The sequence below is a fragment of the Streptomyces sp. NPDC023723 genome, assembly GCF_040639815.1.
In the GTDB taxonomy this organism is placed as follows: Bacteria; Actinomycetota; Actinomycetes; order Streptomycetales; family Streptomycetaceae; genus Streptomyces.
Genome location: NZ_JBFAAP010000004.1, coordinates 216,511 through 237,553, shown reverse-complemented (window position 1 = coordinate 237,553; position 21,043 = coordinate 216,511). Strand labels below are relative to the sequence as shown.

Genomic DNA, 21,043 nt, shown 5'->3' with positions numbered 1-21,043 from the left:
CTGAGGATCATGAGCCGTATCGAAGCGCCTCGCGACGAAGACGACGGAAACGACGAGAACGGCGAAGCCACCGCGACGACCGGCAGCGGCCTCGTCGACCGGCTGCGCGGCGCGCTGCCCGCCGACGCCGTGCTCACCGACCCCGACGTCACCGCCTCCTACGCGCACGACATGGCCAGTTTCTGCCCGGCCGGCACGCCCGCCGCCGTGGTGCTGCCGCGCACCGCCGAAGAGGTCCAGCACGTCATGCGGGTCGCCACCGAACTGCGCGTCCCGGTGGTCCCGCAGGGCGCCCGCACCGGCCTGTCCGGCGGCGCCAACGCCCATGACGGCTGGATCGTGCTCTCCCTGACCCGGATGGACCGCGTCCTGGAGATCAGCCCGGTCGACCGGATCGCCGTCGTCGAACCCGGCGTCGTCAACGCCACCCTGTCCCGCGCGGTCGGCGAACACGGCCTCACCTACCCGCCCGACCCCTCCAGCTGGGAGACCTGCACCATCGGCGGCAACATCGGCACCGCCTCCGGCGGCCTGTGCTGCGTCAAGTACGGGGTGACCGCCGAGTACGTCCTCGGCCTCGACGTCGTGCTCGCCGACGGCCGGCTGATGTCGACCGGCCGGCGCACCGCCAAGGGCGTCGCCGGCTACGACCTCACCCGCCTCTTCGTCGGCTCCGAGGGCTCCCTCGGCATCGTCGTCAAGGCGGTGCTCGCCCTGCGGCCGAAGCCGCCCGCGCAACTCGTGCTGGCCGCCGAGTTCGGCTCGGCCACCGCCGCCTGCGACGCCGTATGCGCGATCATGGAACGCGGGCACACCCCCTCCCTCCTCGAACTGATGGACCGTACGACCGTCAAGGCGGTCAACGACCTGGCCCGGATGGGGCTGCCGGAGACCACCGAGGCACTGCTCCTCGCCGCCTTCGACACGACCGACCCGGCCGCCGACCTGGCCGCCGTCGGCGCGCTGTGCGAGGCGGCCGGCGCCACCCAGGTGGTCCCCGCCGACGACACCGCCGAGTCCGAACTGCTCCTGAAGGCCCGCCGGCTCTCCCTCACCGCCCTGGAGGCGGTCAAGGGCACCACGATGATCGACGACGTGTGCGTGCCCCGCTCCCGGCTCGGCGACCTGCTGGCCGGCGTCGAGCGGATCGCCGCGAAGTACCGGCTCACCATCGGCGTCTGCGCCCACGCCGGTGACGGCAACACCCACCCCACGGTCTGCTTCGACGCCGCCGACCCCGACGAGTCCCGGCGGGCCCGCGAGTCCTTCGACGAGATCATGGCCCTCGGGCTGGAACTCGGCGGCACCATCACCGGCGAACACGGCGTGGGCGTCCTGAAGAAGGAGTGGCTCGCCCGCGAACTCGGCCCGGTGGGCGTCGAGATGCAGCGCGCGATCAAACAGACCTTCGACCCCCTTGGCATCCTCAACCCCGGCAAGCTCTTCTGACCTCACCGGGTGAGCAGGTCGGCCAGACCGTCGTCCAGGCCGAGCCGCCCGCCCTCACTGCCCGGGGGGCAGGCCACCAGGGTCCGCTCCAGCCAGGCCGACACCTGCCCGGCCGGCGCCTCGAGCAGCGCGTCGCCGTCCGGACTGCTCAGCCCGATCAGCACCACGGCGCGCCCCTCGGACTTGGCCGGCCACACCCGCACGTCCCCGTGCCCGCACGGCCGGAACACCCCCTCCACCAGCAGTTCCCGGGCGAACGCCCAGTGCACGGGGTGTGCGGAGTCGATGTGGAAACCGATGTGGACGGCGTAGGGGTCGTCGGTGCGGTAGGCGAGCCGGGCGGCGACCGGGATGCTGTGCTCGGGCGACAGGACGAGCTGCAGTTCCAGCTCCCGCTCAACGACGGTATGACGCATCGGTAGGTGTCCTTCCTCGTGCGGCGCGGACCGGGCAGCGGCCCGCACGAGGGAGAGGGGGCACGGCGGCGAGCGTTACGCGGGTTCGCGGAAAATTCTCTCCGCGAGTGTGAAGCCCTTGCGCGAGGTCGCTCGGAAAGGGGTGGGTACGGCGGGACCGGCGGTGCGGGACGCACCCGTCTGATAGATGTGGAGCCTCCATACTGGAGTCCTCCATCTCACCACCGAGCAGATACGGGACGACGGACATGAGCGCCCCAACCCCGGCCCCGGGCGACGACAAGCCCCGCGAAGGGTTTTACCCGGACCCGTCCATTCCTGGATATGTCCGGTACTGGAATGGTGCCGCCTGGGTACCGGGCACCAGCCGCCCGGCGCCCGAGGACGGCGAACCGCTCGCCCCGCCGCCCGCCACCCGGCCGGCCGGCCCCTCGGTGGAGGAGACCGGCCCGCACTTCTTCGACGAGGACCCCGCCGACCGGCCCGCCCCGGCGGCCCACCAGCACGGCAGCCGCCCCGCGCCCGCCGCGGCCTGGAGCGCCGACCCGGCCCGGCAGGCGGGCCCGGCCCCCGGCCCGGAGCAGCGGCCCGCCTGGCCGGCCCCGCAGGGGACCGACCCGCGGGTGCCCCGGCCGGCCGGCCCGGCCGACGGACCGGGCCCGGGCGGTACGGCGGCCGCGGCCGACTCCGCGGAGGAGTCCGGCGGCACGGTCCTCTTCCGGCGCCCGGGGGCCGGCCGGCCGCCCGCGCCCGGACCGGCCGCCGCGCCCGCCGCGCCCGCCGCCGGAACCGACGACGACCCCGGCACGATGAAGTTCCGCGCGGTCTCCCCGCGCGCGGCCCAGCGCCCGCACGGGTCCCAGCCGCAGACCCCCGGCACCCCCGCCGCCCACCAGGGACCGGCGGTGGCGCCACAGCCCTTCCCCACCCAGCAGCCCCATCCGCAGCCCCATCCGCAGCCCCCGGCGGCGCCCTCCGGCCCGCAGCTGACCCCGGGAGCCGTCCCGCCCCAGGCCCAGGCCCCGCTCACCTCGGGCCCCGGCGGCGGACAGTCCTCCTGGGCCCAGCAGGTGCACCGGCTCGCCGGGGCCGGCGCCGAGGAGCAGCCGGTCGCGCCCTGGCGGCCGCCCACCGAGGACATCTTCCAGGCCGCCGCCCGCCGCCAGGCGGCCGCCCGCCCCGCCGGGCTCGGCAAGCGGCTGGCCGCCCGGCTGCTGGACACCGTCGTGCTGGCCGCCGTCACCGCCGTCCCCGGCGTACCGCTCGGCATGAAGGCCGCCGACCACATCGCCGGCAAGATCGACGCGGCGAAGCTGTCCGGCGAGACCGTCACCGTGTGGCTGCTGGACGGCACCACCTCGGTGTACCTCGGCATCGTCCTCGCCGTGCTGCTCGTCTTCGGCGTCGGCTACGAGGCGCTGCCCACCGCCAAGTGGGGCCGCACCCTGGGCAAGAAGCTGTGCGGCCTCGAAGTGCGGGACATCGAGGCGCACGAGCCGCCGTCCTTCGGCGCCGCGCTGCGCCGCTGGCTGGTCTACAGCGTGCCGGGCCTGCTGGCCATCGGGGTCGTCGGCGTCCTGTGGTGTCTGTTCGACCGGCCGTGGCGCCAGTGCTGGCACGACAAGGCGGCGGGTACGTTCGTCGCGGGCTGACCTCCTGCGGCAAACGGCGTAGCGGATTCCGTAGCCCGGACGGCCGCTCGCCGGATGCGCCGAGCGGGGCTTCGCGGTCCACTCGGGCCATGAGCAGTGAACCGCCTCCCGGCCCCGGCGGGCAGCCGCCGGGCGACGACCCGTATCGGAAGCAGCCTCCGCCGCCCGGAACCGGTGCGGGCCCGGGCGGCGCGGGCTCCCCGTACGACAGCCCGCCGCCGCCCGGCGGCGGTCAGCCCCCGCCCTACGGCGGCGGCCAGCCGCCACCCCCGGGCGGCGGTCCCTACGGCGGACCCCCCGGCGGCGGTCCCTACGGCGGACCCCCCGGCGGTGATCCCTACGGCGGCGGCCCCGCCGACCCGCTGGCCGGGATGCCGCCGCTGGCCGACAGCGGCCGCCGCACGCTGGCCCGGATCATCGACATGATCCTGGTGGGCATCGTGGTCTGGCTGCTCACCTGGGGTTTCAACGTCCAGGAGTACGACGTGAACGGCGACCGGGCCGAGGTCGGCAACTCGATCTGGCAGTCGGTGATCGCGGCCGTGCTGTACCTGGCCTACGACACCTTCCTGACCAGCCGGACCGGGCAGACGCTCGGCAAGAAGTGGCTGGGCATGCGGGTGGCCAACCTGGACAACGGGTCCACGCCCTCGATGCAGACCTCGCTGATCCGCGCGGCGGTGCTGTGGATCCCGTTCGCGTTCTGCTGCGCCTGCGTGTGGACGCTGATCTGCGGCGGCTGGAGCTACTTCGACCGGCCCTACAAGCAGGGCCTGCACGACAAGGCGGCCAAGACGGTCGTGGTCAGTACCCGCTGAGCGCATGACTGTGGGGCGCCCCCGGCCCGGGGGCGCCCCACAGTCATGTCGTGATCCGGCGCTCAGGCCGCGCGCTGCCCCACCGTCTCGCCGGCCGGGCCGGCGGCGTGGTGGGCCACGGGCGCCGGCGCCGGTTCGGCGGCGGTGGCCGTGGCGGTCGTGGCGGCCGGCCGGTGGACGGCGACCGTACGCGACCTCGCGGTCGGTACGGTCATCGCCACCAGCAGCCCGAGGGCGAGCGCCACGACGGCGACGAGGGCGATCCACCCGGCTGAGGTCGTCTGCGACAGCAGCAGCATGGCGAACGTCGAGAGGATCACGGTGAGGGAACCGTAGGCGGTCTGTGCGACAGTCGGACGGGGCATGGCCATCGTGTCCTCGAAAGGGAGTGATCTCGGGGGTGAGACGGGCTGTCGGCCTGGCTTCCCGCCGACTCCCAGGCGTTCCGCCAAGCGACTCTAATCGGTCGCATGCCCGAGGGGAACGGCAAGTAAGCATTACCTGACTCACAGTGCGGCAGCACGGGGGGCGCACGGATTCATGGCGTCCAGCAACTGGACGGTTGCACGCGCCCGTCGGGTTTCTGTTCCGTTTCGGCTCCATGTCCGGTAACCGGATCGCGCATCCGCATAACGCTCTTGATCTGTTCCAGTCAAGGTCTGTCTTTTCCTCTGAACCTCTAGTCAAATGTCGTCACTTGACTACGCGCGTTGATCAGACGTGCTCCGTGGAGGATCTCAAGTGACCACCAGACCCTGGACGTTCCGGGTGACCGCGACCGCCGTAGCGTTCGCCGCCGCCACCGCCACCGCCACGCTCTCCGCGGCCGCGACCACCGGGGCCGACCCGGCCGCCCGGCCCGCCGCCGTCGACCGGCAGGACCCGCTCTCCACCACCGAACGGGACCACGACCTCGACGGCCCGCTCAGCAAGACCCAGGACGCACAGCGCCAAGAGGCCCTGAACCAGCTGATATCCGGCGAGGCCACCGCCAAGGACCGGGACGGCTCCAAGGTGGTCGCGCTCAAGGGCAAGAAGGGCGGCTCCAAGTACGTCGAGCTGGGCCGGGAGAAGACCGACAAGATCTTCACCATCCTGGTCGAGTTCGGCGACCAGACCGACAGCCGCTACGGCGGCACCCCCGGCCCGCTGCACAACCAGATCGCCGAGCCGGACCGCTCGGTCGACAACAGCACGGACTGGCTGGCCGACTACAACCAGCAGCACTACCAGGACCTGTACTTCGGTACCGGCAAGGACACCGAGTCGCTGAAGAAGTACTACGAGAAGCAGTCCTCGGGGCGCTACTCGGTGGACGGCGAGGTCACCGACTGGGTCAAGGTCCCCTACAACGAGGCCCGCTACGGCTCCAACGACTGCGACACCTGCGCCTGGAACGCGGTCCAGGACGGCGTCACCGCCTGGGTCGCCGACCAGGAGGCGGCCGGCCGCTCGCTCGCCGAGATCAAGGCGGACCTGTCGGCGTACGACCAGTGGGACCGCTACGACTACGACGGCGACGGCGACTTCAACGAACCCGACGGCTACATCGACCACTTCCAGCTGGTGCACGCCGGCGAGGACGAGTCGGCCGGCGGCGGCGCGCAGGGCGAGGACGCGATCTGGGCGCACCGCTGGTACGCCTTCGGCACCGACGCGGGGGCCACCGGCCCGGCCGACAACAAGCTCGGCGGCACCCAGATCGGTGACACCGGCCTGTGGGTCGGCGACTACACCATCCAGCCGGAGAACGGCGGCCTCGGCGTCTTCGCCCACGAGTACGGCCACGACCTGGGCCTGCCCGACGAGTACGACACCAACGGCGGCGAGAACTCCACCGGTTTCTGGACGCTGATGTCGTCCGGTTCCTGGCTCGGCCGGGGCGAGGACGCCATCGGTGACCTGCCCGGCGACATGAACGCCTGGGACAAGCTCCAGCTCGGCTGGCTCGACTACACCACCGCCGAGGCGGGGAAGAAGTCCAAGCACGAGCTGGGCGTCGCCGAGTACAACACCAAGAACGACCAGGCGCTGGTGGTCAGCCTCCCGGACGAGGAGGTCACCACCGAGGTCTTCCCGCCCGCCGAGGGCGCCACCCAGTGGTGGAGCGGCAGCGGCGACGACCTGAAGAACACCCTCACCCGCAGCGTCGACCTCACCGGCACGTCGTCCGCCGAGCTGACCCTCGACGGCTGGTGGGACATCGAGGCCGACTACGACTACCTGTACACCGAGGCGTCCACCGACGGCGGCGCCACCTGGACGCCGCTGGACGGCACCGCGGACGGCCAGCCGATCCCGCGCGACGCCAGCGACAAGCCGGCCCTCACCGGCTCGGTCGACACGCACCAGCAGCTGGTCTACCCGCTGGACGCGTACGCGGGGCAGCGGATCGACCTCCGCTTCCGCTACCAGACCGACGGCGGCGTGGCGCAGAAGGGCTTCACGGCCGACCGGATCAGCGTCACGGCCGACGGTGCCGCGCTGTTCAGCGACAACGCCGAGACCGCGGACGCCGCCTGGACCGCCACCGGCTTCTCCCGCGTCGGCGCCTCCTTCACCAAGGAGTACGCGCAGTACTACATCGCGGAGAACCGGCAGTACGTCTCCTACGACACGACGCTGAAGACGGGCCCGTACAACTTCGGCTTCGCCACCACCCGTCCGGACTGGGTGGAGCACTTCCCGTACCAGAACGGCCTGTTGATCTGGAAGTGGGACACCTCGCAGGCCGACAACAACACCGGCGACCACCCGGGCACCGGCCTGATCCTCCCCGTCGACGCCCATCCGACGGCCCTCAAGTGGACCGACGGCACCCTGATGCGGAACCGGTTCCAGGCGTACGACTCGCCGTTCAGCACCTACCGCACCGACGCCCTCACCCTGCACAAGGCGGACGTCGCCGTGCGCGTCCCGTCCGCGAAGGGCGTCTCCGTCTTCGACGATCACGCCAGTGACTACTACGACGAGTCGAACCCCACCGGCGGCGTCGAGGTAACTGACACCAACACCAAGATCAAGATCACCAAGGAGGCCCGGGACGGCTCCACGATCGACCTGGAAGTCGGCCCCGCGGTGAAATAATCCGCGTCCTCGCAGGTCAGAGCATGATCGGCGGCGACCCCCTGGCGGGCCGCCGCCGATCCGTGCTTAGGTGCGTCTGTGGCTCTCTTATTGACACCGGACGGCACAGGGAGGTGGACCGCATGGCCGCAGGAGGATTCAGCAAGCTGCCGAACGGCACGGTGGTGGTGGCGCTGAACCTGCCCAGACCCGCCGGTGACGGCCCGGACACGGTCCGCGTCCTGGTCCACGCCCGCAACCGGGCCCGCGCCCTGACCAGACTCCGCAACCTGGGCCTGCGCGCCGTCTACCTGCGCGGCAACGCCGCCCCACCGACCCCGGACGAGATCACCGCCGTACTCCACCACCCGGACGGCCTGCTGTGGCGCACGGACCCGGCGCCCCTGGTGCCGGAGCTGTGGCACCCGATCCGGGCCCTGCTCAAACCGTCGCCAGCCTGAAAACGCCCCGTCCGGGAGCGCACTCAGGGGCGCGGAGCTGTCCCTTTTGTGCGGCTACCGCCGCGTGGGCGCGACCAGCCACAACGGCGCCGCACCCGGCATGCACGCCCAGCCGTAATGGCGCCCGGCCCGGCTACTGCACCACGGGCTTCCCGGACAGCTCCACCCCGGCCCCCCGCATCTCCTCCACCGCCCGCTCAGTGGTCCCGGCGGCCACCCCCGCCGTCAGATCCAGCAGCACCTGCGTACGGAACCCCGCCCGCACCGCGTCCAGCGCGGTCGCCCGCACGCAGTGGTCGGTGGCGATGCCCACCACGTCCACCTCGTCGACGCCCCGCTCCCGCAGCCAGTCCCCGAGCCCGACCCCGTTCTCGTCGGCGCCCTCGAACCCGCTGTACGCCGCCGCGTACGCCCCCTTGCTGAAGACCGCGTCGACCGCGCCGGAGGCGACGGCGGGCGCGAAGTTCGGGTGGAAGCCCACGCCCTCGGTGCCGGCGACGCAGTGCGCCGGCCAGGAGTGCTCGTAGTCCGGGTTGTCGGCGAAGTGACCCCCGGGCGCGATGTGGTGGTCCCGGGTGGCCACCACGTGCCGGTAGCCGGCCGGCGCCTGGCCGATCAGCTCGGTGATGGCGGCGGCCACGTCGGAGCCCCCGGCGACGGCGAGACTGCCTCCCTCACAGAAGTCGTTCTGCACGTCTACGACGATCAAGGCGCGGCGCATGGTCGGTGTCCTTCGGCTGTCGGATCAGCGATGGGTCGGATCAGCAATGACAAGAGCGGGCGGCAGCCCGCCGGAGGTGTCGCAGCGCACGTGCGTTAGCTACCCGAGCCACCGGTCGCGTACTCCGTCGGAAGGACGGGTTCCCCCCGGGACAGCTGGGTCGCGGACAGCGGCAGGGCCGCGCGGGCCGCCGCGTGCCGGTCCCGGGCCACGTCCAGCGGCTCGCGGGCGACCACCTCACCGCCCTTGACCAGCTCGATCAGCAGCTGCCGGTCGGCCAGCGCCGCGGGCACCGGCCCGGTGCCAACCACTTCCGCCTCGGCGTACCCGTGCGAGTCCACCCGGCGCGCGGCCCACTTGCGGCCCCCGACCGAGGTCTTGCCGCCGCTGGACTTCTTCGCCACCGGCACCAGCGGCGCCCCCGGGTCGTCGGATTCGGCGCGGGCCACCAGCTTGTAGACCATGGACGCGGTGGGGTGCCCGGAGCCGGTCACCAGCTGGGTGCCGACCCCGTACGCGTCCACCGGCGCCGCCGCCAGCGAGGCGATGGCGTACTCGTCCAGGTCCGAGGTCACCACGATCCTCGTCCCGGTCGCGCCCAGCTCGTCGAGCTGCTGCCGCACCCGGTGCGCGACCAGCAGCAGGTCCCCGGAGTCGATCCGCACCGCGCCCAGCTCCGGACCGGCCACCTCCACCGCCGTGCGGACCGCCTCGGCGACGTCGTACGTGTCCACCAGCAGCGTCGTGCCCGAGCCGAGCGAGTCGACCTGGGCCCGGAAGGCGTCCCGCTCGTGGTCGTGCAGCAGCGTGAAGGCGTGCGCCGAGGTGCCGACCGTCGGGATGCCGTAGCGGAAGCCCGCGGCCAGGTCGGAGGTGGTGGCGAAGCCGCCGACGTAGGCGGCCCGGGCGGCGGCCACCGCGGCCAGCTCGTGGGTGCGCCGGGCGCCCATCTCGATCAGCGGGCGCGGACCGGCCGCGGACGCCATCCGGGAGGCGGCGGCGGCGATCGCCGAGTCGTGGTTGAGGATGGAAAGGATCACCGTCTCCAGCAGCACGCACTCGGCGAAGCTGCCCTCCACCCGCATGATCGGCGAGCCCGGGAAGTACACCTCGCCCTCCGGGTAGCCCCAGATGTCGCCGCTGAAGCGGTAGTCCGCGAGCCAGGCCAGGGTCGGTTCGTCGACGATGTGCTGGTCCCGCAGGAAGTCGAGCACGCCGGCGTCGAAACGGAAGTTCTCCACCGCGTCCAGGACTCGCCCGGTGCCGGCCACCACGCCGTACCGGCGCCCGTCCGGCAGCCGCCGGGTGAAGACCTCGAACACGCTGTGCCGCCCGGCCGTGCCCGCCGCCAGGGCGGCCCGCAGCATCGTCAGCTCGTACTGGTCCGTGAAGAGCGCCGTCGAGGGAACGTCGACCGGCAGCCCGAGGTCCGCTGTGTTCATGAAAACCGATCGTACCCCCATTTCGTCAGTCTGACGATTTCGAATCCCGGCACCGGCCGGTTTGTGCGACCACCCCCCTGCGGTGGCAGCATGGGTGATGTGACGTCACCCGCTCCCGTAGAGATCGAACGCACCGACCCGGCGGAGGAAGCCTTCGCGGTGCCCGAGCCGGACGTCCCCTGGGTCACGATCGTGCACAACGACCCGGTCAACCTCATGAGCTACGTGACCTACGTCTTCCAGACGTACTTCGGCTACTCCAAGGACAAGGCCACCAAGCTCATGATGGACGTCCACCACAAGGGTCGCGCGGTCGTCTCCAGCGGCAGCCGCGAGGAGATGGAACGTGATGTGCAGGCCATGCACGGTTACGGTCTGTGGGCCACCCTCCAGCAGGACCGGAAGTAGCTGACACGCCTTCATGCCAGGACAATTCGAACCGCTCCCCGGCGGCGGCGCGGCCGTCGCCCTCGACGACGTCGAGATCTCCATCATCCGGTCGCTGGCCGTGCAGCTCCTGGAGCTGATCGGCCCCGGCCCCGGCGCGGACGCCTCCGACGACCCGCTCGCCGACCTCTTCGCCGAGGGCCCCAGCGAACCGCCCGCCGACCCGGTGCTCAAGCGGCTGTTCCCGGACGCCTACATCGACCCGGAGGGCACCCCGCAGGCCGCCGAGGCGGAGGAGCAGCGGGCGCACTCGGCGGAGTTCCGCCGGTTCACCGAGAACGACCTCAGGGCCGGCAAGCGGGAGAACGCGCTGGCGGTGGTCCGCTCGCTGGACGCGCTGGCCTCCGCCGGTACGGGCGGCGCGGTGCTCAAGCTGTCGGCGGAGGAGTCCCGGCAGTGGCTGAGCTGTCTGAACGACCTGCGGCTGGCCATCGGCTCCCGGCTGGACATCGCCGACGAGGACGACACCGACCTGCTCTACCGGCTCCCGGACGAGGACCCGCGCAAGCCGATGGTGATGGCGTACCTGTGGCTGGGCGGGCTCCAGGAGACGCTGGTCGGCACGCTGCTGCCCTGAACCCGCGGGCCGGCCCGGCCGGCCCCGTACACCTGTTCGCTCAGCGGAGCCTCAACTCCGGATAACGATCGCGTCACCATGGCGCTCCGCTGTGCACCTTTCGACGGTCTCTTATCCACCTTTGTCCGTGAAGCGCGCCACAACGCGCCCCTGTGTTCCCAGCCGCAACCGTGGTAAATCTTCACGACCGCCCGGCCGACACCACCCGAATGTCGGCCGGGGGCGCCACCGAGCCGGCGGACCGCCGGCCAGGCACGAGCGGGACGCGAGGCCCGCTCAGCTCCAGTATCCGGGGGGATCGAGATCCGGTCCGCGGCCGACGAGAGGCCCGGGTCGGCATGGAGAAAGGCGCACCACACATGACATCGGCGCAGGTCGGCAAGGACCAGGCCCCCGAGGCCCCCGAGGAGGGCTATCAGCGCGGGCTCGGCAGCCGCCAGGTCCAGATGATCGCGATCGGCGGCGCCATCGGCGTCGGCCTCTTCCTGGGCGCCGGGGCGAACATCGCCAAGGCGGGCCCCAGCCTCATCCTGATGTACGCCCTCGCGGGCCTGATCATCTTCTTCATCATGCGGGCCCTGGGCGAACTGCTGCTCTACCGCCCCGTCTCGGGCTCGTTCGCCGAGTACTCGCGCGAATTCCTCGGCCCGTTCTTCGGCTACTTCACCGGCTGGACGTACTGGCTGATGTGGGTGGTCACCGGCATGGCGGAGCTGACCGCCGCCGCCATCTACATCAACTACTGGTTCCCGGACATCCCGCAGTGGGTGACCGCGCTGGTCTTCCTGATCGTGCTGTTCGTCGCCAACCTGATCTCGGTCAAGCTGTTCGGCGAGATCGAGTTCTGGTTCTCGATGGTGAAGGTCACCGCCATCATCGGCATGATCGTCATCGGGCTCGGCGTGCTCACCTTCGGCTTCAGCCAGGCCGGCGACACCGCCGCGGTCGCCAACCTGTGGGAGTTCGACGGCTTCTTCCCCAAGGGCGTCGGCTCCTCGCTGATGACGCTCCAGGGCGTGATGTTCGCCTACCTCGCCGTCGAACTGGTCGGCGTCACCGCCGGCGAGTCGGAGAACCCGGAGAAGACCCTCCCCAAGGCGATCAACACCCTGCCCTGGCGGATCGCCCTGTTCTACGTCGGCGCCCTCACCGTCATCCTCAGCGTGGTGAAGTGGACCGAGTTCGCGCCCGGCGTCTCCCCGTTCGTCGCCGCGTTCGCGAAGATCGGCATCCCGGCCGGCGCCGCCATCGTCAACTTCGTCGTGCTCACCGCCGCCCTGTCCTCCTGCAACTCCGGCATGTACTCCACCGGCCGGATGCTGCGCACCCTCGCGGACAACGGCGAGGCGCCCGGCTTCTTCAGCCGCCTCTCGGCGACGAAGACCCCCGCCCTCGGCATCACCGTCTCGGTGGTCTTCATGGGCATCGGCGTGGTGCTGAACTACGTCGTCCCGGAGAAGGCGTTCGGCTACGTCACCTCGGTGGCCACCGCCGCCGGCATCTGGACCTGGCTGATGATCCTGGTCAGCCACGTCAGGTACCGCCGCGAGGTGGTCGCCGGCCGGCTGCCCGCCTCCTCCTTCCCGGCCCCCGGCGGCTCGGTCTGCTCCTACCTCGCGATCGCCTTCCTGCTCTTCGTCACCGGCCTGATCGCCTACGACGCCGACGCCCGGGTCTGCCTGTACGTGATGGCCGGCTGGGCCGTCGCCCTCGGCATCGGCTGGGCGGTGCTCAAGAGCCGCAGCCCGCAGGTCACCCGGCTCGGCGGCGGGTCGGACGACGAGCTGGGCGGCGAGCCCGAGTTCGAGAAGGTCGGCTGACCCGACGACCACCGCTGTCCGCGATGTGGGCCCCGCCGTACCACCCACCGGTACGGCGGGGCCCCTCTGCTTATCCTGCTTCCCATGCTGACCATCACCCAGGCCCTGCACGACCAGATCGTCGCCCACGCCCGCGAGGACCACCCCGACGAGGCGTGCGGAGTGATCGCCGGCCCCGTGGGCGAAGGCCGCCCCGAGCGGTTCATCCCCATGCTGAACGCCGCGCGCTCACCGACGTTCTACGAATTCGACTCCCAGGACCTGCTCAAGCTCTACCGCGAGATGGACGACCGCGACGAGGAACCGGTGGTCATCTACCACTCCCACACGGCCACCGAGGCGTACCCGTCCCGCACCGACATCTCCTACGCGGGCGAGCCCGGCGCCCACTACGTCCTGGTCTCCACCGCCGACACCGACGGCGGCGGCGACTTCCAGTTCCGCTCGTTCCGCATCGTGGAGGGCGAGGTCACCGAGGAAGAGGTACGGGTGGTCTCGCACTACGGATGAACATCGTCCGAAGGCTGAGATCACATTCCAGGTACCGGACCGGGAATCGATACGATGACCGCATGGTTTCCCACGACGTGAGCACGAAGACGCCGGGCGCACTGCTCGTGGCGCGGCTGCACGTCGACCTGTGCAGGCTCGCCAGCGCCATCTGTTGACCCCCACCCCGCCGCCGTACGGCCATGAGCCGCGGCGTGCTCCCCCGGGGCCGACAGCCCGGGCGGGGCCACCGGCGCGCCCGTGTACCAACCCACGACACTTCCGACAGGAGCCCTGAGCCATGGCCATCGAGGTCCGCATCCCCACCATCCTCCGCACCTACACCGACGGTCAGAAGGCGGTGGAAGGCACCGGGGAGACCCTCGCCGACCTGTTCGCCGACCTCGACACCCGGCACCAGGGCATCCAGGCCCGGATCGTGGACGACGGCAAGCTGCGCCGCTTCGTCAACGTCTACCTCAACGACGAGGACGTCCGCTTCCTCGACGGCATCAGCACCAAGCTCACCGACGGCGACAACGTCACGATCCTGCCGGCCGTCGCCGGCGGTATGGCCTGATACCCATGCGCTACGACTCCCCGCTGGCCGCGGTGGGCAACACCCCCCTGGTGCGCCTGCCGCGGCTGTCGCCCTCCGCCGACGTCTCGATCTGGGCCAAGCTGGAGGACCGCAACCCCACCGGCTCGGTCAAGGACCGCCCCGCCCTGCACATGATCGAGCAGGCCGAGAAGGCCGGCCGGCTCACCCCCGGCTGCACCATCCTGGAGCCGACCAGCGGCAACACCGGCATCTCGCTCGCCATGGCGGCCAAGCTCAAGGGCTACCGGATGGTCTGCGTGATGCCCGAGAACACCTCGCAGGAACGCCGCGACCTGCTCGCCATGTGGGGCGCCGAGATCATCTCCTCGCCGGCCGCGGGCGGCTCCAACACCGCCGTCCGGGTCGCCAAGGAACAGGCCGCCGAGCACCCCGACTGGGTCATGCTCTACCAGTACGGCAACCCCGACAACGCCGGCGCCCACTACGCCACCACCGGCCCGGAGATCCTCGCCGACCTCCCCACCATCACCCACTTCGTGGCCGGCCTCGGCACCACCGGCACCCTGATGGGCGTCGGCCGCTACCTGCGCGAGCACAAGCCCGACGTCAAGATCGTCGCCGCCGAACCGCGCTACGACGACCTGGTCTACGGCCTGCGCAACCTCGACGAGGGCTTCGTCCCCGAGCTGTACGACGCCTCGGTCCTCACCACCCGCTTCTCGGTCGGCTCCGCCGACGCCGTCACCCGCACCCGCGAACTCCTCGCCCAGGAGGGCATCTTCGCGGGCGTCTCCACCGGCGCCGCCCTGCACGCCGCGATCGGCGTCGCCACCAAGGCGCACAAGGCCGGCCAGAGCGCGGACGTCGCCTTCGTCGTCGCCGACGGCGGCTGGAAGTACCTCTCCACCGGCGTCTACACCGCGTCCACCACCGAGGCGGCCATCGAAACCCTGCACGGCCAGCTCTGGGCGTAGCCCTACCGCGTCAGGTGACGGACCTGGTCCCACAGGACCGGGTCCACCACCCCCACCCGCCGCCGGAAGTCCCCCACCCGCACCTTCCGCAACTCGTCCGTCTCCAGGAAACTCGCCCGCCCCCGCGCGTCCCCCACCGCCCCCGGCGGCAGCGCGATCACCCCGCCGTGCCCCTCCCGCCGCCGCGTCGTGATCTTCGCGACCACCGCGCGCCGCCCGCGCACCTTCAGCACCAGACACGGCCGGTCCTTCCCGCCCCGGCGCTCCTCGAACGGCACGTTCGCCCACCAGATCTCCGCCGGCCGCGGCCGGGCCCCCGCTCGGTCCGGCCGGCGCCCCCGCCCCCACCCGTCGACGAGCGCCGCCACGAACCCGAGCACGGCCAACGCCGCGATCGCCAGCCACCAGGACGCATTCATACCGGCCGACGTTACCGGCGCACACGGCATATGCACGCCCCCTGGTCGGCCCTATCCGCCCCGCTTCCAGCCGAACCGGTGACACCACAGGTGAGTTCGCCCACAACGCCCCCTGGCGGAGGAGCGACCGCCGGTTTCGCGCCTTACGCTCGGTGAACCGCACGACCCCCGTCTCTCCACACCCGCCAGCGGAGGTTTCTGCTCCATGAAGCTCACCGTCGTCGGCTGCTCGGGGTCGTTCCCGTCCGCGGAATCGGCCTGCTCGAGCTACCTCGTCGAGGCCGACGGCTTCCGGCTGCTCCTCGACATGGGCAACGGCGCCCTCGGCGAGCTGCAGCGCCACTGCGGTCTCTACGACCTCGACGCGATCTTCCTCAGCCACCTGCACGCCGACCACTGCATCGACATGTGCGCCTACTTCGTGGCCCGCTACTACCGGTTCGACGGCGGCCGCTGCGCCCCGCTGCCCGTCTACGGACCCGAGGGCACCGAGCACCGGCTCACCACCGCCTACGCCGACACCCCCTCCGCCTCCTCGATGAGCGAGGTCTTCGACTTCCACACGGTCAAGCCGGGCAGCTTCGACATCGGCCCCTTCACCGTGCACACCGACCGCGTCGCCCACCCCGTGGAGGCGTACGCCATCCGCGTCGAACACGCCGGCCGGTCGCTCACGTACTCCGGCGACACGGGCGTCACCCCGGTCCTCGACGAACTCGCCCGGGACACCGACCTGTTCCTCTGCGAAGCCGCCTTCACACACGGCAAGGAAAACATCCCCGACCTCCACCTCAACGGCCGCCAGGCCGGCGAGAGCGCCGCCCACGCCGGCGCCCGCCGCCTGGTCCTCACCCACATCCCGCCGTGGACCGACCCCCGCCTCAACCTGGCCGACGCCCGCGCCGTCTACGGCGGCCCGTCGGAGGTGGCGGTACCGGGGGCGACGTACGAGATCTGACGCCGTCCGACGCGCGAAGGCCCGGCCCCCGCAGGACGGGCCTCAGGGGTGGGCGCGGACAATGAGGGTCCCGATGTGGCCTTCCTCCGTTTCAGGCGCATGTTCGAAGCAGTTGTCGCCGGGGCCGAGCGCACGGTCTGAAAGGGAAGGGAGCAGCGTGATCGAGGCGGAGTTGAAGGCGCGGGTGCACACGCCGGAAGCGGTGCTGCGACGGCTCGAAGAAAGGGCGACCGCGCGGGTCGAGGTGTATCAGGACACGTACTACGACCGGCCGGACCGCTCGCTCGACAAGGCGGACCAGGAACTGCGCATCCGCACGGTGCACGGCGCGGACAGCACCCGCACGCTGCTGACGTACAAGGGCGCGGCGGTCGATGAGGCATCCGGATCCAAGCCGGAGTGCGAGACGCGCGTTGCCGACGCGGAAGCCGTGCACGCGATCCTGCGAGGGCTCGGCCACGTGCCCGTCATCGCGTTCGAGAAGCGGTGCCGGAACTACGACTTCGAGGCGCACGGCCGTCGGATGCTCGCCACTCTGGTCCGGGTTCCGGAGCTCGACGGAACGTTCCTGGAGATCGAGACCATCGTCGACGAGGATGATGTGGCCGCCGCCCTGGACGATGTCCGCGCGGTCTTCGCCGACCTCGGGATCGGTCCTGACGACCTGACACGAGAGACATACACGGGAGCCGTCAGGGCGCGGCGCGGCTGACCCGTCCGGAAAAACGGCGTGCGCGCACCCGCCCCGCACGACGGCGTCGGCTTCCAAGACCCGACCGGGCCCTGAAAGCCGACGCCGTACGCCCCCCCGAAGTGCCGCCTACGCCTTGGTGAGGTCCTCGACCTCTTCCTCGGGCTCGCGGCCCGGGGTCTTCAGGTCGAACTTGATGATGGCGAAGCGGAACGTCACGTAGTAGATCGCCGCGAAGACCAGACCGATCGGGATGATCAGCCACGGTTTGGTCGCCAGATGCCAGTTGAGCGCGTAGTCGATGGCACCGGCCGAGAAGTTGAAGCCGGTGTGCACCCCAAGGCCCCACGTCACCGCCATCGACACGGCGGTGAGCACCGCGTGCAGCACGTAGAGGACCGGAGCGATGAACATGAACGAGAACTCGATCGGCTCGGTCACGCCGGTCACGAACGAGGTCGCCGCGAGCGAGATCATCATGCCCATCACGGCCTTGCGGCGCTCCGGGCGGGCACAGTGCGCCATGGCGATGGCGGCGGCCGGCAGACCGAACATCATGATCGGGAAGAAGCCCGACTGGAAGATGCCGGCGGACGGGTCACCGGCCAGGAAGCGGGTGATGTCGCCGTGCACGATCTCGCCCGAGGCGTCCTTGAAGTCACCGAGCTGGAACCAGGCCACCGTGTTCACGAACTGGTGCATGCCGATCGGGATCAGCCCGCGGTTGACCGCGCCGAACAGCGCCGCGCCGCCCGCGCCCAGACCCGTCATCCACTCACCGAAGCTGGATATCGCGTCGCCGATCGGCTCCCAGACCAGGCCGAAGAACACACCCATCACGATGCCGACGAACGCCATGATGATCGGCACCAGGCGGCGGCCGTTGAAGAAGCCGAGCCAGTCCACCAGCTTCTTGCGGTGATAGCGCTGCCACAGCACGGCGGCGAGCAGACCCATGATGATGCCGCCGAGGACACCGGGGTCGTTGTATGTCGCGGCGGTGTCCGCGCCCTTCTTGACCACCGCCTCGGTGACCGGGAACGCCTGGAGCACCTTGCTGTAGACGAGGAAGCCGACCACCGCGGCCAGCGCGGTCGAGCCGTCCGACTTCTTTGCGAAACCGATCGCCACGCTATGCAGAACAGCAGCGGCAGCGAGCCGGTCAACGCACCACCCGCGTTGTTGAAGACGGCGGCGACCTTGTCCCAGCCCAGACCGTCCTTGCCGAAGATGTCGTTCTGTCCGAGCCGGACCATGATGCCCGCCGCCGGCAGTACGGCGATCGGAAGCTGAAGGCTGCGGCCGACCTTCTGCAGGCCCTGGAACAGGCCCGATCCCCGCTTCTTCGCGGGGGCCGCCGAAGCGGTGGCGGTGCTCATGCTACGTTCCTCCATGAGGGGGTGGTCTACACCACTCAGTGGTGTAGACCTGTTGTAGCACGATGAAGGCAGCGTAAGGAACCCACGATTCCGCTTCGTGACGCCCGCCGCCCCGCCTACCCCTTCGTGACGTCCTCCACCTCCTCCGCCGGCTCCCGGCCCGGCGTCTTCAGGTCGAACTTCGTGATCGCGAACCGGAACACCACGTAGTACACGACGGCGAAACCCAGCCCGATCGGAATGATCAGCCACGGCCTGGTCGCCAGGTTCCAGTTGATGACGTAGTCGATCAGACCCGCCGAGAAACTGAACCCGTCCTTCACCCCCAGCGCCCACGTCACCGCCATCGACACCCCCGTCAGCACCGCGTGCACCGCGTACAGCACCGGCGCGATGAACAGGAACGAGTACTCCAGCGGCTCGGTGATCCCGGTCACGAACGACGTCAGCCCCACCGACAGCATCAGCCCGCCCACCTCCTTGCGCCGGTGCGGCTTCGCGCAGTGCGCGATGGCGAGCGCGGCGGCCGGCAGCGCGAACATCATGATCGGGAAGAACCCGGTCGTGAACTGCCCCGCGTCCGGATCACCGGCCAGGAACATGTTGATGTCCCCGTGCACCACCGTCCCGTCCGGCTTCGTGTACGTCCCGAACTGGAACCACATCGGCACGTTCAGGAACTGATGCAGCCCGATCACCAGCAACGCCCGGTTCGCCAGCCCGAACACCCCCGCGCCCCACGCCCCGATACTGGTCAGCCAGTCACTGAAACTCTCCAGCGCGCCCCCGATCGGCGGCCACACCCACAGACACAGCGCCGCGAACACGATCGACACGAACGCCATGATGATCGGCACCAGCCGCCGCCCGTTGAAGAACCCCAGCCAGTCCACCAGCCGCGTCCGGTGGAACCGCTGCCAGAAATACGCCGCCAGCAGCCCCACCACGATCCCGCCGAACACCCCCGGATTCTGGTACGTGAACGCCGTGACGGTCCCCGACCCGTCCGTCAGCCGGCACCCCACCTGCGCGACCGCCTCCGACCCCTCCGGACAGTCCTGCGGAAACTGCCGCAGCACATTGAAGTAGACGAGAAACCCCGCCACCGCCGCCAGCGCCGTCGACCCGTCCGCCTTCCGCGCCATCCCGATGGCCACACCCACACAGAACAGCAGCGGCAGCCCCAGCGAACCGTCCAGCAGCGCACCCCCCGCCCCCACCATCACCTTGGAGACGTTCGTCCACCCCAGCCCCTCGTCCCCGAACACATCCGGCTGCCCCAGCCGGTTGAGAATGCCCGCCGCCGGCAGCACCGCGATCGGCAACTGAAGACTGCGCCCCATCTTCTGCAAGCCTTGGAACAGCGAGTTCCAGCGGTCGCGTACGGGACTGACCGCGGCGTCGGCACTCATCCGGCCCCGCCCTCCTTGGCTGTACGGTGGTGTAGACCAGTCGGCGAACGGTTCGCTTCCGCTGTCGTGACGCCATCATTCGGTACGCACCGCGTGAACGCTCGCGAAGATGGGCCGACTGTGGGTTACTGCGAAAAAGCGGTTCGGATCAGGGAGAAGGAACATGGCCACCAAGGCTGAGAAGATCGTCGCCGGGCTCGGCGGCATCGACAACATCGACGAGATCGAAGGCTGCATCACCCGCCTGCGCACCGAGGTCCACGACCCCTCCCTCGTCGACGAAGCCGCCCTCAAGGCCGCCGGCGCCCACGGCGTCGTCAAGATGGGCAGCGCCATCCAGGTCGTCATCGGCACCGACGCGGACCCGATCGCGGCCGACATCGAAGACATGATGTAACCACCGCAGCACTCACGCAGGGGGTCCCTTCCCGCCCCGGGAGGGACCCCCTTCCCGTGGCACTAGGCTCGTCCGCATGTCACGCATCGACGGCCGCACGCCCGATCAGCTCCGCCCGGTCACCATCGAACGCGGCTGGAGCAAGCACGCCGAGGGCTCCGTCCTCGTCTCCTTCGGCGACACCAGAGTCCTCTGCACCGCCTCCGTCACCGAAGGCGTCCCGCGCTGGCGCAAGGGCAGCGGCGAGGGGTGGGTCACCGCCGAGTACGCCATGCTGCCCCGCGCCACCAACACCCGCGGCGACCGCGAGTCCGTCAAGGGCCGCATCGGCGGCCGCACCCACGAGATCAGCCGCCTCATCGGCCGCTCGCTGCGCGCCGTCATCGACTTCAAGGCCCTCGGCGAGACCACCATCGTCCTGGACTGCGACGTCCTCCAGGCCGACGGCGGCACCCGCACCGCCGCCATCACCGGCGCCTACGTCGCGCTCGCCGACGCCATCACCTGGGGCCAGGCCAACAAGCTGATCCGCCCCAGCCGCAAGCCGCTCACCGGCACCGTCTCCGCCGTCTCCGTCGGCATCGTCGCCGGCACCCCCATGCTCGACCTGCGCTACGAGGAAGACGTCCGCGCCGACACCGACATGAACGTCGTCTGCACCGGCGACGGCCGCTTCGTCGAGGTCCAGGGCACCGCCGAGGCCGAGCCGTTCGCCCGCGACGAGCTCAACACCCTCCTCGACCTCGGCACCGCCGGCTGCGCCGAGCTGACCGGCCTCCAGCGCAAGGCCCTCGAAGCCACCCTGGAAAGGTAAAGCCCGGGGAAAGAACAGCGGCCTGGGCACGCAACTGGACCGCCCGCCCCCGCGTCACTAGAGGTACGGGCGTACGGCC

22 protein-coding genes and 1 pseudogene are annotated in these 21,043 nt (G+C 70.8%); 16 read left to right on the top strand and 7 right to left on the bottom strand.

Features of this window, described 5'->3' with window-relative positions:
* The first annotated feature begins 9 nt into the window (after nucleotides 1-9).
* Complete coding sequence (locus AB0G32_RS07835; RefSeq protein WP_361159681.1) at nucleotides 10-1,449, top strand: FAD-linked oxidase C-terminal domain-containing protein; 1,440 nt, start codon at nucleotides 10-12, stop codon at nucleotides 1,447-1,449.
* Nucleotides 1,450-1,451: 2 nt separating this feature from the next.
* Here AB0G32_RS07835 and AB0G32_RS07830 read toward each other — a convergent pair whose 3' ends face one another.
* A complete protein-coding gene (locus AB0G32_RS07830; protein WP_361159678.1) occupies nucleotides 1,452-1,865 on the bottom strand; it encodes an SsgA family sporulation/cell division regulator in 414 nt (137 codons plus the stop codon).
* 248 nt (nucleotides 1,866-2,113) lie between these two features.
* Here AB0G32_RS07830 and AB0G32_RS07825 point away from each other — a divergent pair, with 248 nt between their 5' ends.
* Both AB0G32_RS07825 and AB0G32_RS07820 read left to right on the top strand, forming a co-directional pair.
* A complete protein-coding gene (locus tag AB0G32_RS07825) occupies nucleotides 2,114-3,517 on the top strand; it encodes an RDD family protein (RefSeq protein ID WP_361159675.1) in 1,404 nt (467 codons plus the stop codon).
* An 89-nt stretch (nucleotides 3,518-3,606) separates the two neighbouring features.
* Nucleotides 3,607-4,335, top strand: coding sequence for an RDD family protein (locus AB0G32_RS07820; protein WP_361159672.1), 729 nt, complete (start codon nucleotides 3,607-3,609; stop codon nucleotides 4,333-4,335).
* A 62-nt stretch (nucleotides 4,336-4,397) separates the two neighbouring features.
* Here AB0G32_RS07820 and AB0G32_RS07815 read toward each other — a convergent pair whose 3' ends face one another.
* Entirely contained in the window at nucleotides 4,398-4,706 is a 309-nt protein-coding gene (locus AB0G32_RS07815) for a hypothetical protein (RefSeq protein ID WP_361159669.1), read from the bottom strand.
* A gap of 370 nt (nucleotides 4,707-5,076) precedes the next feature.
* On the opposite strand from AB0G32_RS07815, the gene AB0G32_RS07810 reads away from it, so the two are divergent.
* Together AB0G32_RS07810 and AB0G32_RS07805 are read left to right on the top strand one after the other, a co-directional pair.
* Complete coding sequence (locus AB0G32_RS07810; RefSeq protein WP_361159666.1) at nucleotides 5,077-7,422, top strand: immune inhibitor A domain-containing protein; 2,346 nt, start codon at nucleotides 5,077-5,079, stop codon at nucleotides 7,420-7,422.
* 122 nt (nucleotides 7,423-7,544) lie between these two features.
* Nucleotides 7,545-7,862, top strand: a complete 318-nt coding sequence (locus AB0G32_RS07805; RefSeq protein WP_361159664.1) for a hypothetical protein — start codon at nucleotides 7,545-7,547, stop codon at nucleotides 7,860-7,862.
* Between the two features lie 133 nt (nucleotides 7,863-7,995).
* Here the strand turns inward: AB0G32_RS07805 and AB0G32_RS07800 are convergent, their stop codons facing one another.
* Nucleotides 7,996-8,583 carry a nicotinamidase gene (locus tag AB0G32_RS07800; RefSeq protein WP_361159661.1) on the bottom strand — a complete coding sequence of 196 codons (588 nt, stop codon included), beginning with the start codon at nucleotides 8,581-8,583 and terminating at the stop codon, nucleotides 7,996-7,998.
* Between the two features lie 95 nt (nucleotides 8,584-8,678).
* Nucleotides 8,679-10,025 (bottom strand): nicotinate phosphoribosyltransferase, encoded by a 1,347-nt coding sequence (locus AB0G32_RS07795; protein WP_361159658.1) that lies wholly within the window; start codon nucleotides 10,023-10,025, stop codon nucleotides 8,679-8,681.
* Between the two features lie 90 nt (nucleotides 10,026-10,115).
* Here AB0G32_RS07795 and clpS point away from each other — a divergent pair, with 90 nt between their 5' ends.
* From clpS to AB0G32_RS07760, 7 genes are all read left to right on the top strand, one after another.
* The gene (gene clpS / locus AB0G32_RS07790; protein WP_361159655.1) at nucleotides 10,116-10,433 is read left to right on the top strand and encodes an ATP-dependent Clp protease adapter ClpS; all 318 of its coding nucleotides are present in this window, start codon (nucleotides 10,116-10,118) and stop codon (nucleotides 10,431-10,433) included.
* Nucleotides 10,434-10,446: 13 nt separating this feature from the next.
* On the top strand, nucleotides 10,447-11,049 hold the full coding sequence (locus tag AB0G32_RS07785) for a DUF2017 domain-containing protein (protein WP_361159652.1): 603 nt from the start codon (nucleotides 10,447-10,449) through the stop codon (nucleotides 11,047-11,049).
* Between the two features lie 359 nt (nucleotides 11,050-11,408).
* A complete protein-coding gene (locus AB0G32_RS07780) occupies nucleotides 11,409-12,869 on the top strand; it encodes an amino acid permease (protein WP_361159649.1) in 1,461 nt (486 codons plus the stop codon).
* 84 nt (nucleotides 12,870-12,953) lie between these two features.
* On the top strand, nucleotides 12,954-13,379 hold the full coding sequence (locus AB0G32_RS07775; protein WP_361159647.1) for a M67 family metallopeptidase: 426 nt from the start codon (nucleotides 12,954-12,956) through the stop codon (nucleotides 13,377-13,379).
* 62 nt (nucleotides 13,380-13,441) lie between these two features.
* Nucleotides 13,442-13,537, top strand: a complete 96-nt coding sequence (locus tag AB0G32_RS07770; RefSeq protein WP_361159644.1) for a putative leader peptide — start codon at nucleotides 13,442-13,444, stop codon at nucleotides 13,535-13,537.
* 122 nt (nucleotides 13,538-13,659) lie between these two features.
* A complete protein-coding gene (locus AB0G32_RS07765; RefSeq protein ID WP_361159641.1) occupies nucleotides 13,660-13,938 on the top strand; it encodes a MoaD/ThiS family protein in 279 nt (92 codons plus the stop codon).
* A 5-nt stretch (nucleotides 13,939-13,943) separates the two neighbouring features.
* Nucleotides 13,944-14,894, top strand: coding sequence for a cysteine synthase (locus tag AB0G32_RS07760; RefSeq protein ID WP_361159638.1), 951 nt, complete (start codon nucleotides 13,944-13,946; stop codon nucleotides 14,892-14,894).
* A gap of 2 nt (nucleotides 14,895-14,896) precedes the next feature.
* Here the strand turns inward: AB0G32_RS07760 and AB0G32_RS07755 are convergent, their stop codons facing one another.
* On the bottom strand, nucleotides 14,897-15,313 hold the full coding sequence (locus AB0G32_RS07755) for a type II toxin-antitoxin system PemK/MazF family toxin (protein ID WP_361159635.1): 417 nt from the start codon (nucleotides 15,311-15,313) through the stop codon (nucleotides 14,897-14,899).
* Nucleotides 15,314-15,518: 205 nt separating this feature from the next.
* Between AB0G32_RS07755 and AB0G32_RS07750 the strand changes: the two genes are divergently transcribed.
* Complete coding sequence (locus tag AB0G32_RS07750) at nucleotides 15,519-16,271, top strand: MBL fold metallo-hydrolase (protein ID WP_361159633.1); 753 nt, start codon at nucleotides 15,519-15,521, stop codon at nucleotides 16,269-16,271.
* A 157-nt stretch (nucleotides 16,272-16,428) separates the two neighbouring features.
* Nucleotides 16,429-16,983 (top strand): class IV adenylate cyclase, encoded by a 555-nt coding sequence (gene cyaB / locus AB0G32_RS07745; protein WP_361159963.1) that lies wholly within the window; start codon nucleotides 16,429-16,431, stop codon nucleotides 16,981-16,983.
* 108 nt (nucleotides 16,984-17,091) lie between these two features.
* Here cyaB and AB0G32_RS07740 read toward each other — a convergent pair.
* Nucleotides 17,092-18,341, bottom strand: a pseudogene (locus tag AB0G32_RS07740) (PTS transporter subunit EIIC).
* 116 nt (nucleotides 18,342-18,457) lie between these two features.
* On the bottom strand, nucleotides 18,458-19,753 hold the full coding sequence (locus tag AB0G32_RS07735; RefSeq protein ID WP_361159631.1) for a PTS transporter subunit EIIC: 1,296 nt from the start codon (nucleotides 19,751-19,753) through the stop codon (nucleotides 18,458-18,460).
* A 163-nt stretch (nucleotides 19,754-19,916) separates the two neighbouring features.
* Between AB0G32_RS07735 and AB0G32_RS07730 the strand changes: the two genes are divergently transcribed.
* A complete protein-coding gene (locus AB0G32_RS07730) occupies nucleotides 19,917-20,150 on the top strand; it encodes a PTS glucose/sucrose transporter subunit IIB (protein WP_215166487.1) in 234 nt (77 codons plus the stop codon).
* A gap of 76 nt (nucleotides 20,151-20,226) precedes the next feature.
* Nucleotides 20,227-20,964, top strand: a complete 738-nt coding sequence (rph, locus tag AB0G32_RS07725; RefSeq protein WP_361159628.1) for a ribonuclease PH — start codon at nucleotides 20,227-20,229, stop codon at nucleotides 20,962-20,964.
* Nucleotides 20,965-21,043 lie beyond the last annotated feature (79 nt).

Coding starts and splice junctions, on each gene's coding strand:
- AB0G32_RS07765 (WP_361159641.1), top strand. CDS start 13,660: ATGGCCATCGAGGTCCGCATCCCCACCATCCTCCGCACCTACACCGAC.
- AB0G32_RS07795 (WP_361159658.1), bottom strand. CDS start 10,025: ATGAACACAGCGGACCTCGGGCTGCCGGTCGACGTTCCCTCGACGGCG.
- AB0G32_RS07820 (WP_361159672.1), top strand. CDS start 3,607: ATGAGCAGTGAACCGCCTCCCGGCCCCGGCGGGCAGCCGCCGGGCGAC.
- AB0G32_RS07730 (WP_215166487.1), top strand. CDS start 19,917: ATGGCCACCAAGGCTGAGAAGATCGTCGCCGGGCTCGGCGGCATCGAC.
- AB0G32_RS07770 (WP_361159644.1), top strand. CDS start 13,442: ATGGTTTCCCACGACGTGAGCACGAAGACGCCGGGCGCACTGCTCGTG.
- AB0G32_RS07780 (WP_361159649.1), top strand. CDS start 11,409: ATGACATCGGCGCAGGTCGGCAAGGACCAGGCCCCCGAGGCCCCCGAG.
- AB0G32_RS07750 (WP_361159633.1), top strand. CDS start 15,519: ATGAAGCTCACCGTCGTCGGCTGCTCGGGGTCGTTCCCGTCCGCGGAA.
- AB0G32_RS07830 (WP_361159678.1), bottom strand. CDS start 1,865: ATGCGTCATACCGTCGTTGAGCGGGAGCTGGAACTGCAGCTCGTCCTG.
- rph (WP_361159628.1), top strand. CDS start 20,227: ATGTCACGCATCGACGGCCGCACGCCCGATCAGCTCCGCCCGGTCACC.
- AB0G32_RS07835 (WP_361159681.1), top strand. CDS start 10: ATGAGCCGTATCGAAGCGCCTCGCGACGAAGACGACGGAAACGACGAG.
- clpS (WP_361159655.1), top strand. CDS start 10,116: ATGGGTGATGTGACGTCACCCGCTCCCGTAGAGATCGAACGCACCGAC.
- AB0G32_RS07735 (WP_361159631.1), bottom strand. CDS start 19,753: ATGAGTGCCGACGCCGCGGTCAGTCCCGTACGCGACCGCTGGAACTCG.
- AB0G32_RS07775 (WP_361159647.1), top strand. CDS start 12,954: ATGCTGACCATCACCCAGGCCCTGCACGACCAGATCGTCGCCCACGCC.
- AB0G32_RS07815 (WP_361159669.1), bottom strand. CDS start 4,706: ATGGCCATGCCCCGTCCGACTGTCGCACAGACCGCCTACGGTTCCCTC.
- AB0G32_RS07825 (WP_361159675.1), top strand. CDS start 2,114: ATGAGCGCCCCAACCCCGGCCCCGGGCGACGACAAGCCCCGCGAAGGG.
- AB0G32_RS07755 (WP_361159635.1), bottom strand. CDS start 15,313: ATGAATGCGTCCTGGTGGCTGGCGATCGCGGCGTTGGCCGTGCTCGGG.
- AB0G32_RS07805 (WP_361159664.1), top strand. CDS start 7,545: ATGGCCGCAGGAGGATTCAGCAAGCTGCCGAACGGCACGGTGGTGGTG.
- AB0G32_RS07785 (WP_361159652.1), top strand. CDS start 10,447: ATGCCAGGACAATTCGAACCGCTCCCCGGCGGCGGCGCGGCCGTCGCC.
- AB0G32_RS07800 (WP_361159661.1), bottom strand. CDS start 8,583: ATGCGCCGCGCCTTGATCGTCGTAGACGTGCAGAACGACTTCTGTGAG.
- AB0G32_RS07760 (WP_361159638.1), top strand. CDS start 13,944: ATGCGCTACGACTCCCCGCTGGCCGCGGTGGGCAACACCCCCCTGGTG.